Genomic DNA, 13,249 nt, shown 5'->3' with positions numbered 1-13,249 from the left:
ATATTACCTGATCTATCAGGGGCTTGGCCAGCGACGCGAAAGCACCGCCCGCACTTGCAAAAAGCCATCTGTCGGAAATACGTCACAAAATAGAGGCATTTTTTTGGCATAGGCTGACAGCAGCAGTCGAAAGCGGGTATAAAGTAGTTTGAAAATAGAGTGGTAAATTCAGCAGCACCTCATACGCGCCGTATTCGCGCTATACTGGCTTCGACAGGCTGGCGCAGCGGTTACGCCAGTAGTGCTCATTCTCCCAGACGATTAATGTTGCCCCATATGAAAACAGCAGCTCAACATTACACCAGCCGCACTGCCGACAAATTTGTTGTTCGCTTACCTGATGGTATGCGTGAACATATCGCCGAGGTCGCACGGCAGCATCACCGGAGCATGAACTCCGAGATTATCGCCAGGCTCGAACACAGTTTGCTCGACCTGCCTACTCTGCCCGAACAGCCCATTAGACAGATGCTCAATGACACCCAGCTCGATAACCTGAGTCATCCAGAGCGGGATCTGCTCCTGCGCTTCAGGGAAATGAGCCGGCGTCAGCAGAACGCCCTTCTGGCACTGCTCCCTGGCGAAGAACAGGCATCCTGATCCCCGCGTCAAAGCTGCCGAAGATACAATCGGGCTTTTGACAGCGGATCAGAGTACAGACCAAAAAAAACCGCTCTCGACAGAGAGCGGTTTTTTTATGGGCGCTTGCTTTGCCTTATCAACCGACGAAGGTGAGCAGAATACCCGCAGCAACCGCCGAACCGATAACACCAGCCACGTTGGGGCCCATGGCGTGCATCAGCAGGAAGTTCTGCGGATTGGCCTCCAGACCTACCTTGTTGGATACCCGGGCAGCCATTGGCACCGCAGATACACCGGCAGAACCGATCAACGGGTTGATCGCCTGTTTGCTGACCGCATTCATCAGTTTGGCCATCAGTACACCCGACGCCGTACCAACACAGAACGCCGCCATACCCAGCACCAGAATGCCCAGTGTGGTCAACTGCAGGAAGGAATCAGCAGACAGCTTGGAGCCAACTGCCAGACCCAGACCCAGCGTCACTATGTTGATCAAGGCATTGCGAGTGGTATCAGCCAAACGCTCTACCACACCGCTTTCACGCATCAGGTTGCCAAAGCAGAGCATGCCTACCAGAGGTGCAGCAGAGGGCAATAGCAGAGCAACCAACAGCAGCAGCAGGATCGGGAAGATGATCTTCTCGGCCTTGCTGACGACCCGCAGCTGCGTCATCACAATCGCCCGCTCTTTCTCGTTGGTCAGCGCACGCATGATCGGCGGCTGAATCATCGGAACCAGAGCCATGTAGGCGTAGGCCGCTACTGCAATCGGACCCAACAACTGTGGGGCCAACTGAGAGGTAACAAAGATCGAGGTCGGACCGTCCGCCCCGCCAATGATCGCAATAGACGCCGCTTCCTTGAGTGAGAACTCGAAACCGGGGATACCCCATGCAGTCAATGCCAAGGCGCCCAACAGGGTACCGAAAATACCGAACTGCGCAGCGGCACCCAGCAGCAGAGTCCGCGGATTTGCCAACATGGGGCCAAAGTCGGTCATTGCCCCGACGCCCATGAAGATCAACAGCGGAAAGATCGTGGTAGGCAAGCCCACTTCATAGATCATGTAGAGCAGGCCACCCGGATCGCCCATGGCCGCAACGGGCAGGTTGACCAGAATGCCACCGAAACCGATGGGGATCAGCAGAAGCGGTTCGAAGCCCTTGCGGATAGCCAGGTAGATCATTCCCAGGCAGACCAGAATCATGACGACCTGACCAAACTCCAGTTTGAAGATACCCGTGCTTTCCCAGAGCTGAAGAAGATTATCCATTCAATTCTCCTCAGCCGATGGTCAACAAGGTATCGCCGACGCTCACAGCATCACCGACCTTGACGTTGATATCGCCGACGGTGCCTGCCTTGAAGGCCTGCACTTCGGTCTCCATCTTCATGGCTTCGAGGATCATGACCACATCACCCTCCTCCACATGATCACCGGCATCCACCAGCACCTTGAAGATATTACCCGCCAGAGGCGCCTTCTGTGGATCACCGCCACCGGCTGCCGGCGCCGGTGCGGAAGAGGCTGAAGCATCCCCGCCACCAATCGGCTTGATACCAGTAATGTCGCCACCATCTGCCACCTGCACGACATAATCCTTGCCGTTGACAGTGACGGTGTATACCTCGGGCTCACCCGGCTTCGCCGCTACGGTTTCCTTGCCGGTAGGCACGGGCTCAAAGGCATCGGGATTACCGCGGTTCTCGAGGAACTTGAGGCCGATCTGGGGGAACAGGGCGTAGGTCAGTACGTCATCGATCTCGTCACTGGCCAGCTTGATGCCCTTCTCCTGGGCGATGCCCTTGAGCTCAGCAGTCAACTTGTCCATCTCGGGTTCGAGCAGATCAGCCGGGCGACAGGTAACCGGCTCGGCGCCATCAAGAACACGGGCCTGCAGTTCCTTGTTGAACGGTGCCGGCGCAGAGCCGTACTCGCCCTTGAGAATGCCCGCAGTCTCCTTGGTGATCGACTTGTAGCGCTCACCGGTCAGTACGTTGATTACCGCCTGGGTGCCAACAATCTGGGACGTGGGCGTAACCAGCGGGATAAAGCCCAGGTCCTCGCGCACGCGGGGGATTTCGGCCAGCACTTCGTCGAACTTGTCGCCGGCGCCCTGCTCCTTGAGCTGGCCTTCCATATTGGTAAGCATGCCACCGGGAACCTGTGCGACCAGGATCCGCGAGTCAACGCCCTTGAGATTACCCTCGAACTTGGCGTACTTCTTACGTACTTCACGGAAGTAGGCTGCACATTCTTCCAGCAGCAGCAGGTCGAGACCGGTATCACGCGGCGTATTCTGGAAAATCGCTACCACAGACTCGGTCGGCGAGTGACCGTAGGTCATGGACAGGGAAGAGATGGCAGTATCGACGTTGTCGATACCTGCTTCAGCTGCCTTGAGGATCGCTGCTGTAGAAAGGCCAGCTGTTGCGTGGCACTGCATGTGCACCGGAATGCTCAAGGTTTCTTTCAGGCGCGAGACCAGATCAAAGCCGACGTACGGGTTGAGAATACCGGCCATATCCTTGATCGCGATGGAGTCGGCGCCCATGTCCTCGATTTTCTTGGCCAGATCCACCCACATCTCGAGGGTATGAACCGGGCTCGTGGTGTAGGAAATCGTGCCCTGAGCATGCTTGCCCTGAGCTTTCACAGCTTTCAATGCAGTTTCCAGGTTGCGCGGATCATTCATCGCATCAAATACGCGGAAGACATCAACACCATTGACTGCAGCTCGCTCAACGAACTTTTCGACCACGTCATCGGCATAGTGACGGTAGCCCAGCAGATTCTGACCACGCAACAACATCTGCTGGCGCGTGTTGGGCATGGCTTTTTTCAGTTCGCGGATGCGCTCCCATGGATCTTCGCCCAGGTAGCGGATACAGGCATCAAAGGTGGCACCGCCCCAGGACTCCACCGACCAGAAACCAACCTGGTCTAGCTTGCCGGCGATCGGGAGCATGTCATCAAGACGCATGCGCGTTGCCAGAATGGATTGATGGGCGTCTCGCAGAATGACATCCGTTATGCCCAAGGGCTGCTGCTTGGTATCGGTCATAGTGTTATGGCCTTTGTAGTTTTAAGTAGAAAAACGCGCAAAATGGGTGTGTCAGCCGCGACGGCTGCGATGTTGCTTGATTGCTGCCCCGATCACTGCGACAACCTCGGGATCGACCGCGGCGCCGGCAGCCGGACGGGCTCTCTTCGGCGGCTTGGCCACGGGCAACGCTTCAGGAAAGAAGCGGGTAAGAATTGCTGACATGGCGGTGGTTACCGCCACAAGAAGTATGAGGAATATGAAAACCGAGCCCATGCCCAGCAGCATCAATTCCAAGCCTTCCATTACCAGTTCGGACGAGTTCATTTTCTCTCCTGCATCATTATGTACGGTGCATCAGGGACGCCCTTCGGCACGAGTGGCCGGGTTGTCACACCGCAAGCCGTACAGAATGGATAATCTGCTAGCAACAAACTATCCGTTCTGCTCGCAAAACCGGGCTAATGTAGCCTGATGTGACATTTTTGGCAAACCAGGCGACATCGAACTACAGCAGAAACACAGTGGCCAGCCCCAGAAAAATGAAAAACCCACCGCTATCAGTGATCGCTGTAATCAGGACACTTGAGCCCAGAGCCGGGTCGCCTCCCATGCGCACACGTAGCAACGGAATCACTACACCCATAAATGCTGCCAACATCATGTTCAGCACCATTGCCGACATCAGCACTACTGATAAAGCTATGTTGAAATACAGCAACCAGGCGATTACCCCCAGAACGGCACCCCAGACCAGACCGTTGATCAGCGCCACCCCCGCTTCCTTGCGCAAGAGCCGCTCACCGTGGGACAGCTGTACCTGACCAGTTGCGACCCCTCTGACTATTAAGGTGATGGTCTGGTTCCCGGAGTTCCCCCCAACTCCGGCGACGATTGGCATCAGCGCCGCCAGGGCTACCAGTTGCTCTATCGAATTCTCGAACAGGCCTATGACCCGAGAGGCGACAAGTGCGGTGCACAAATTCACTGCGAGCCAGGCCCAGCGATTGCGAACCGACTTCCATACCGAGGCAAAAATATCCTCTTCCTCTACCAGACCAGCCGCATTCAACGCATCGGTCTCATTTTCCTCGCGTATGTAGTCGAGCATCTGCTCAATGGTCAGACGACCCTGTAACTTGCCCTTGTGGTCTACCACCGGCGCAGACACCAGGTTGTAGCGCTCGAAGGCCTGAACAGCCTCCCCTGCATCATCATGGGGATCAAAAATAACCGGGTCGGTGGTCATTACGTCCGCTACTAGCTGATCATCCGACGTCACCAGCAGCTTCTTGACCGAGAGCACGCCCTTGAGCACGCCTTCCAGGTCGACCACAAACAGCTTGTCAGTATGATCCGGCAGAGTCTCGAAACGTCGCAGATACCGACTGACGACTTCCAGCGTGACATCATCACGAATGGTCACCATATCGAAATCCATCAGGGCGCCAACCTGATCGCCATCAAACGACAGGGCCGATTTGAGTCTCTCACGCTGCTGAGCGTCCAGCGTGTCCATCAATTCGCGAACCACATCCCTGGGTAGATCAGGGGCAAGATCCGCCAGCTCGTCGGCGTCCAGATTGGTAGCGGCCGCTATGATCTCGTGATCGTCCATATCGGCGATCAACGCCTCCCGAACGGCGTCTGACACCTCCAGAAGAATTTCGCCGTCACGATCTGACCTGACCAGCTGCCAGACAGCCAGACGCTCCTCAAGGGGCAAGGATTCAAGTATGAAAGCGGCGTCCGCCGGGTGCAGCTCATCGAGCTTGCGCTGCAGCTCGACCGTATTCTGCTTGTGCACCAACTGCTCAACCAGATCCTGGTGCGCGCCCTCCTGCTTATGCACCAGGTTCTCGACCAGACGATGCTTGCGCAGCAGAGTCGTCACCTGATCCAGACGATCCGTGAGACTTTCGGGGGATTTTCTATTGGGAACAGGCATGGCGTGACTTCCCTGAAAGACACAGTGGGCGAACAACAACAACCGAGCAGGAGGCTCATCAGCGAACAAGCCGGGACCAACATCCAGAAGCACTGAAAGCCTAGCAGGCTTTCATTTCAGGCAAAAAAAAACCCACCGGATAACCAGTGGGTTTCTTAATTGGTGCACTCGGGAGGATTCGAACCTCCGACCGCTCGGTTCGTAGCCGAGTACTCTATCCAGCTGAGCTACGAGTGCATTGTGGGGCGTATTATAGGGACTGTTTTTTCGCTGTCAAACGCTTTTTTCCCTTCTGATTCAGAAACTAACGTATGACCAACCCTATACCACATAAGTGGCGGAGAGGGCGGGATTCGAACCCGCGATACCCTTTAACAGGTATACTCCCTTAGCAGGGGAGCGCCTTCAGCCACTCGGCCACCTCTCCGTAACACGCGCAAAATAGTAACTGCGCGCTGCCTTTAATGCAAACAAAAACTCAATGAAATTAACTATTTGGTTCGTCATCCTTTTCTTTCTGGATGCGCTGATAGATTTCTTCGCGGTGCACGGCCACTTCCTTGGGGGCATTAACCCCAATTCGTACCTGATTACCCTTTACGCCCAGTACGGTTACAGTGACTTCATCACCTACCATCAGGGTCTCACCAACCCTTCGAGTCAAAATAAGCATTCCATTTCTCCTTGCTCATGATCAGGACACAGCAGTCTGCAAAAAACCGGCATGTTGCCTGTCACCCTGCCGCTGCGGTAACCGTATGACAACGCAAGAGAACAACTCGTTCGCCTTGACGTTGTGACGCATACCTCAGCAACTGAAGGACAGATGGGACGCGACAGCCAGAAACCACGCCCCCGCGATTACGCTCACCGCGCAACCGCAAACCTTTACAGATGATCTTCGGTAGCCGAATCGGCATCAAGGCCAAAGGCACTGTGCAGACTGCGCACCGCCAGCTCGAGATACTTTTCGTCAATCACCACCGAAATCTTGATTTCGGAGGTGGATATCATCTGGATATTGATACTGTCATTGGACAAGGCCTCAAACATCTGGCTCGCCACACCCGCATGTGAGCGCATACCCACACCGACAATCGAGACCTTGGCAATCTTGTTGTCACCCCCAACTTCCCGCGCACCCAGGTTATCGGCTACCTGACGCAAGATCTCTTCAGCCTTGCGCAAATCGTTGCGATGCACGGTGAAGGTAAAATCGGTGGTGTTATCGCTCGAAACGTTCTGCACGATCATATCCACTTCTATATTAGCAGCGCTGATCGGGCCGAGTATCTTGAAGGCCACGCCCGGTACATCCGGCACGCCCCGAATAGTCAGCTTGGCTTCGTCGCGGTTAAAGGCAATACCGGAAATGACGGGTTGTTCCATTGAAGCATCATCCTCGAACGTGATCAGGGTCCCGGGACCCTCCTTGAAACTATGCAGAACGCGCAACGGCACATTGTATTTGCCGGCGAATTCCACCGATCTTATCTGCAATACCTTGGAGCCAAGGCTGGCCATTTCGAGCATCTCTTCAAATGTGATGCGCTCGAGACGCCTGGCACTCTCCACGACCCGCGGGTCTGTAGTATAGACGCCATCCACGTCGGTATAGATCTGGCACTCATCTGCCTTGAGCGCAGCTGCAAGAGCCACCCCAGTTGTGTCCGAGCCGCCACGCCCCAGGGTGGTGATGTTGCCCTGCTCGTCAACGCCCTGAAAGCCAGCCACGATAACCACTTTGCCCGCAGCGAGCTCACCGCGGATATTGGCATCGTCAATATGCTGAATACGCGCCTTGTTGTGCGCATTGTCAGTCACTATGCGAACCTGTGATCCGGTGTAGGAAACTGCCGGTACATTGATCGCCTTGAGAGCCATGGCCAACAGACCAATGGTGACTTGTTCACCGGTGGACAGGATGACGTCCATTTCGCGCGGATCAGGTTCACTCTGAACCTGCCTAGCCAGATCGATCAGCCTATTGGTTTCGCCACTCATTGCAGACACAACGACGACCAGGTCCACACCCCGAGATCTGAACCCTTTGATCTTCTCGGCTACCTGGCAAATGCGCTCGACACTGCCAACCGAGGTACCACCAAACTTCTGGACAATAAGTGCCATTATGTTTGCACCAGCCCCCTGTGAATATCGGTTTCCCGACGGTTCGTCAGCCACCCTCAGGCAACTGATCCTTGTTTGACCTGCCTCTACTGCTCGCCCAGCCAACTGGCAGCATCGGTTAGCGCCCTGTCGATCGCAGCCACGTCAACACCACCACCCTGAGCCATATCCGGACGCCCTCCGCCCTTGCCGCCAACCACGGCAGCAGCATTGCGGATCAGATCACCGGCCTTTACGCGGCCAACAAGATCCTTGGTGACACCGGCAACCAGCACGACCTTGCCATCGAACTCACCTGCCAGCAGCACTACGGCCGATCCAAGCTTGTTTTTCAGCTGATCCACCAGCCCCAGCAGCGCTTTGCCATCCTGACCGTCTACCCGTTTGACCAGAACTGGCATTCCGCCAACTTCCTTAGCTTCGGACGCCATGTCACTACCTGCGGCACTGGTCAACTTGGCCTTGAGCTGCTCTACGTCCTTCTCCAGCTGTCGGCTTCGCTCCACCAGTGACGCAACCTTGTCCAGCAGGTTTTCCCGGCCACCCTTGACTGCCTGACCGATTTGCCGCAACTGGTCGTCAGCTTCGCGAGTCAACTCTAGCGCGCCTGCTCCCGTCACTGCCTCGATACGCCGCACGCCCGCAGCAATACCGGTTTCGCTGGTGATTTTCAGCAGGCCGATATCACCTGTGCGGCTAACATGGGTACCACCACAGAGCTCAACCGAGAAGCCATCACCCATAGTCAGCACGCGAACCCGATCGCCGTACTTTTCACCAAACAGGGCCATTGCACCCTTGTTCTTTGCGGTTTCAATATCGGTCACCTCGATCGCAACAGCCGTGTTGAGGCGAATCTGCTCATTGACCATGTCTTCCAGCTCGCGCAGCTGCTGCGCACTAATCGACTCGAAGTGACTGAAATCAAACCGCAACCTTTGACTGTCAACCAGGGAGCCCTTCTGCTGGACATGGTCCCCGAGCACCTGACGCAGCGCCGCGTGCAGAAGATGGGTAGCCGAGTGATTAAGCTTGGTCGCCTGGCGAATATCACCGTCAACCACCGCTTTTACCTGGTCACCCTTGCGCAATTCACCACTGGCCACGACACCATGATGCAGATGCGCCGCACCATTCTTGGTGGTGTCACGCACATCGAAACGCAGGCCGCTTGTGGTTATCTCGAAATATCCGGTATCCCCCACTTGCCCGCCAGACTCGGCATAGAAGGGTGTCGTATCGAGTATGACCACGCCTTTTTCACCATCGCGCAGCCACTCGACCTCCTGCCCCTCACGGAATAATGCAACTACCTCGCCCGCGCCCTGAGTACCTTCGTAACCCTGAAACTCGGTTTCCAGGTCAATCTTGACCAGGCTGTTGTAATCCATCCCGAACTGACTGGCAGAGCGGGCGCGTTCACGCTGGGCCTGCATAGCACTTTCAAATCCTGCCTCATCCAGCGTCAGTCCACGCTCGCGAGCAATGTCTCCGGTCAGATCCATCGGAAAACCGTAGGTGTCATACAGCTTGAAGACCACGTCACCCGGGATCTCGGTGCCCTTCAAACTGGCCAGATCCTGTTCGAGAATCTTCAGACCCTGCTCGAGGGTCTTGGCAAATTGCTCTTCCTCGGTCTTGAGAATCCGCTCGACGTGCGCTTGACGGGCTTTAAGCTCCGGAAAGGCTTCTCCCATCTCGGCGACCAATGCCGTAACGATCTTGTGGAAAAACACGCCCTGAGCGCCCAATTTGTTGCCGTGTCGGCAGGCCCGGCGAATGATACGGCGCAATACATAACCGCGGCCTTCGTTGGACGGCACCACGCCATCGGCGATCAGAAAGCTGCAAGAGCGGATATGGTCAGCCACCACTTTCAGCGACGCCGCATCGTCATGCTCGCAGCCGATCGCCTTGGCCGAAGCCTGCAGCAGGTTCTGGAACAGATCTATTTCATAGTTTGCGTGCACATGCTGCATTACCGCACTGATCCGCTCCAGGCCCATGCCGGTATCGACACTGGGAGCAGGTAGAGGCTGCATTTCGCCCTCTACCGTACGATTGAACTGCATGAAGACGTTGTTCCAGATCTCAATGTAGCGGTCACCGTCCTCTTCGGGGCTACCCGGGGGGCCGCCCCATATATCAGGTCCATGATCGTAGAATATTTCGCTGCACGGACCGCATGGACCGGTATCGCCCATCGCCCAGAAATTGTCCGAAGCATAGGGTGCGCCCTTGTTGTCACCAATGCGCACCATGTGCGCTTCGGGTACGCCAACTTCCCTGGTCCAGATGTCATAGGCTTCGTCGTCCGTGGCGTACACCGTGACCCAGAGCTTATCCTTGGGCAGGTTCAGCCATTTGTCCGAAGTCAGGAATTCCCAAGCGTAGAGAATCGCATCGCGCTTGAAATAGTCCCCGAAGCTGAAGTTGCCCAGCATCTCGAAAAAGGTGTGGTGCCGAGCTGTATAGCCAACGTTTTCCAGATCGTTGTGTTTACCGCCGGCGCGCACGCATTTCTGGCTGCTGGCAGCGCGGGTGTAGGCGCGGGTCTCCAGACCCAGAAAACAGTCCTTGAACTGGTTCATCCCCGCGTTGGTGAATAGCAGGGTCGGATCGTTCTCCGGTATCAACGAACTGGACGCCACACGTGTGTGGCCCTTATGTTCGAAAAATTGGAGGAATGCTTCTCGAATCTCTGCGCTTTTCATAAATTCCCTACCAGAATCGGGTGCAGCCTGAGCTCCGGGCGCAGGCGTGGTCTGGCGCGCATTATATAAGCATCAGGCGCCCACATGCATCATGCCTCAAGCCGATTATGACAAAGAGAGTGCGGGTCAGAGTGCCAATTCAATGGCCTTGACGAGCGCGGGGGCATCGGGCGCCACCTGGCTGGCAAAATCACCGACTACCCGCCCGTCCCTGTCGATCAGGTACTTGTGAAAATTCCAACCTGGAGGCTGGCCGGTGGCATCGGTCAACTGACGGTACAACGGGTGGGCATCGGCACCGGTTATCGTCTGGGGATCTGTCATGGCAAAGGTCACGCCATAATTGACGTAGCAGACATCGGCTACCTTTTCGATCTCCGCAGCCTCTTGCCGGAAATCGTTGGAGGGCACACCGAGAATTTCCAGGCCCTGCCCGCGGTAACGTTGATAAAGGGCTTCCAGCCCCTTGAACTGTGGAGTAAAGCCGCAAAAACTGGCTGTATTGACAATCAACAAGGGCTTGCCGGCGAAGCGTTCGCACAGGTCGACGGTATCCTTGGAGCGCAATGCCGGCATTTCATGCTGCAGAATGGCGGCGCAATCAGCCAGGACCGACTGACTGGCAAAGACACAGATCAATAGCACCGAGGTAGAGGCAAAGCGGCGCATGGGGAATGCTCCATGATGCGTGGGTAGAGAGCGGAGTATAGGAACCTGGCGGCAGCGGACCAAGAAGACTCATGTAAGCCGTTGTGTCACCTGGCGTAAGGCTGAACTCTGGATTCGTTGCCGCACAGCGATACCGCCCTGACTGGCTTTCCAGAACGCAGACCGAGACTTTCCGCGCTATCACGGGAAACCACTAGAGTCCCCGCAGCCATGCGCGCCGGGGCGCTGATCATGCGGCAATCGTAGCGACTGCGATTGTGAATGAGAAAGGGCTCGGCATCATCCCCCGGCGTGCCGATAGCCAGCACCAGCACCCGGCTCTCACTGACCGATCGGACCTGGGCAAGCGGCGCCTCCAGTGTTGCGCCGCCATCAAATATATCGATGTAACCCTGGTAGCTGAGACCCTCTTCCTGAACAATCGCCAACCCGGCCTCGGAGTCGGGATGTACCTTTCCAATCGCCTCTCGAGCCGCTTCGCTCAGAAAACAGGCATACAGGGGAAACTTGGGCATCATTTCGGCAATGAACGCCTTGTTGCCCATACCGGTGAGATAGTCCGCGCGCGCGAAATCCATGCGAAAAAAGTGCTGGCCAAGACTATCCCAGAAGGGGGAGCGGCCGTCGCGGTCGGAACGCCCACGCATTTCCACAATGACGCGGGGAGAGAAAGAGCCAATGAACTCGGCCATGAACAGGAAGCGTGCTTTTGAAATCAGCCTCGCTATATCGCTTTGGCGATACTGCTCCGGCAAATACAGTGAGCACAATGCAGTCGCACCGGTCAGATCGTTGACCAGAAAAAGGGTCGGTTGCTGACGATACACATCCAACTCGCGACTGGCTGCCACCGTCAGCCCCATCCGGTAGCTGTACCACGGCTCGCGCATACCCGCCGAGCCCAGCATCCCACTGGTGCCTACTACCTGACCGATTTCATTTTCCAGCACAAAAAGGTAATCGCTGTCGGCTCGCTCTACCCGCCCAAGGAAACTCTGCTCCACATTCTGCAGGCGGCGCAACAGACGCTCTTCGCTCGCAGGTAGCGTTGTCAGTCCGGCCCCCGCGTTGACAGCGAGCTCCAGAAGACTACCAATATCAGTGACCCGGGCTGCACGTACGAGCATGTCAGACCTCCCTCGCCAGTCGCAATGTATCCCCGGTTACCACACCCAGCAAATCTGCCATACGCTGATCGAGCACTACCGGCTGGCCTGGCAGGACAGCCAGCGGCATCACGCAGGCTCGGAAATCGCTGATCCGCTCATTGGCAACCAGCCAGCTTTCACCACTTGTGGCCATCTGCCCCACTTCCACAGGAACCACTAGGCTATTGCGCACCGTATGCAATTCACGGGTCCGCGCATGCACTACCGGTCCACCATCGAATATATCCACGTAATTATCAGTCTCGAAACCTTCCTGCATCAGCAGATCAAACACACGCTCGGCCGACGGATGCACCTGACCTATTACTTCCTGGGCCTCGTCGGAAAGCATAGGGACATAAATCGGATAACCGGGCATCAGCTCGGCCAGACAACTGCGCCCGCGACTACTTCCGATACGCTCGGCCTCACTATAGGTGACCGCGAAAAAATGCCGCCCAACCGCGTCCCAGAAAGGGGCGTTACCCTGCTCATCGCTTACACCGACGATTTCCACCGAAGTCGATTCAGCGAAACGCTGGGGGTGGCTGGCCATGAACAGAAGCCGACCCCGCGCATTCAGGGTCACTGCGTCGGCATGCTGAAAAGCCGACTCCAGATGAAAGCCGGAAAGCAGGCTGTGCCCCGTCAGGTCATGACACAGCGACAGCACATGCATGCGGTTATGCAGCCCGAGCTGCCTGGAAGCGTGCACAAACATTTCGTTGCGAAAGGCATAAAAAGGTTCGCTGAAGCCCGCTGAGGCCACCACGCTACTGCAGCCTGCCAGTGCGCCACTGAGCGTATCCTCGATAACAAAGAAATAGCGCTCCTCCCCACTGAAGCTGATCTCCTCGGTCATGGATGCCTCGGACGCCTCGAGAATCTCCGCAAGTAAAACCTCATCATCCGGCAGCGCAGTGACGCCTGCCGGACTGGATGCGGCCAGACGGCGAATTTCGGGAAGATCCGAGACTCTGCTCAGGCGTTGAACCAGCATGGCGCTCTCCGCGG

Annotated in this window: 11 protein-coding genes and 2 tRNA genes; 1 reads left to right on the top strand and 12 read right to left on the bottom strand. The window is 56.4% G+C overall.

What is annotated here, in order from left to right; translation table 11 throughout:
- The first annotated feature begins 276 nt into the window (after positions 1–276).
- Positions 277–600, top strand: a complete 324-nt coding sequence (locus IEV54_RS01780; RefSeq protein ID WP_373286411.1) for an Arc family DNA-binding protein — start codon at positions 277–279, stop codon at positions 598–600.
- A 118-nt stretch (positions 601–718) separates the two neighbouring features.
- On the opposite strand, the gene IEV54_RS01775 is transcribed toward IEV54_RS01780, so the two are convergent.
- The 12 genes from IEV54_RS01775 to astA (IEV54_RS01720) form a co-directional block, all read right to left on the bottom strand.
- Positions 719–1,855 (bottom strand): sodium ion-translocating decarboxylase subunit beta, encoded by a 1,137-nt coding sequence (locus IEV54_RS01775; RefSeq protein WP_150277553.1) that lies wholly within the window; start codon positions 1,853–1,855, stop codon positions 719–721.
- A 10-nt stretch (positions 1,856–1,865) separates the two neighbouring features.
- Positions 1,866–3,647, bottom strand: coding sequence for a sodium-extruding oxaloacetate decarboxylase subunit alpha (gene oadA, locus IEV54_RS01770; RefSeq protein WP_150277554.1), 1,782 nt, complete (start codon positions 3,645–3,647; stop codon positions 1,866–1,868).
- A gap of 51 nt (positions 3,648–3,698) precedes the next feature.
- The gene (locus IEV54_RS01765; protein WP_150277555.1) at positions 3,699–3,953 is read right to left on the bottom strand and encodes an OadG family protein; all 255 of its coding nucleotides are present in this window, start codon (positions 3,951–3,953) and stop codon (positions 3,699–3,701) included.
- Positions 3,954–4,134: 181 nt separating this feature from the next.
- Positions 4,135–5,574: a magnesium transporter gene (gene mgtE, locus IEV54_RS01760; protein ID WP_150277556.1), complete on the bottom strand. Its 1,440-nt coding sequence runs from the start codon at positions 5,572–5,574 to the stop codon at positions 4,135–4,137.
- A gap of 160 nt (positions 5,575–5,734) precedes the next feature.
- Positions 5,735–5,811, bottom strand: a tRNA-Arg gene (locus IEV54_RS01755).
- Positions 5,812–5,909: 98 nt separating this feature from the next.
- A tRNA-Ser gene (locus tag IEV54_RS01750) sits at positions 5,910–6,001 on the bottom strand.
- Between the two features lie 60 nt (positions 6,002–6,061).
- Positions 6,062–6,247, bottom strand: coding sequence for a carbon storage regulator CsrA (gene csrA, locus IEV54_RS01745; protein WP_092386879.1), 186 nt, complete (start codon positions 6,245–6,247; stop codon positions 6,062–6,064).
- A gap of 215 nt (positions 6,248–6,462) precedes the next feature.
- Entirely contained in the window at positions 6,463–7,704 is a 1,242-nt protein-coding gene (locus IEV54_RS01740) for an aspartate kinase (protein WP_150277557.1), read from the bottom strand.
- An 86-nt stretch (positions 7,705–7,790) separates the two neighbouring features.
- On the bottom strand, positions 7,791–10,418 hold the full coding sequence (gene alaS / locus IEV54_RS01735) for an alanine--tRNA ligase (RefSeq protein WP_150277558.1): 2,628 nt from the start codon (positions 10,416–10,418) through the stop codon (positions 7,791–7,793).
- A 126-nt stretch (positions 10,419–10,544) separates the two neighbouring features.
- Entirely contained in the window at positions 10,545–11,087 is a 543-nt protein-coding gene (locus tag IEV54_RS01730) for a glutathione peroxidase (RefSeq protein WP_150277559.1), read from the bottom strand.
- Between the two features lie 86 nt (positions 11,088–11,173).
- The gene (gene astA, locus IEV54_RS01725) at positions 11,174–12,214 is read right to left on the bottom strand and encodes an arginine N-succinyltransferase (protein WP_150277560.1); all 1,041 of its coding nucleotides are present in this window, start codon (positions 12,212–12,214) and stop codon (positions 11,174–11,176) included.
- A gap of 1 nt (position 12,215) precedes the next feature.
- The gene (gene astA / locus IEV54_RS01720) at positions 12,216–13,235 is read right to left on the bottom strand and encodes an arginine N-succinyltransferase (protein WP_150277561.1); all 1,020 of its coding nucleotides are present in this window, start codon (positions 13,233–13,235) and stop codon (positions 12,216–12,218) included.
- Between the last annotated feature and the right edge of the window lie 14 nt (positions 13,236–13,249).

Source organism: Halopseudomonas salina (genome assembly GCF_014637955.1).
GTDB lineage: Bacteria > Pseudomonadota > Gammaproteobacteria > Pseudomonadales > Pseudomonadaceae > Halopseudomonas > Halopseudomonas salina.
This window is presented reverse-complemented; position numbering and strand designations above follow the sequence as displayed.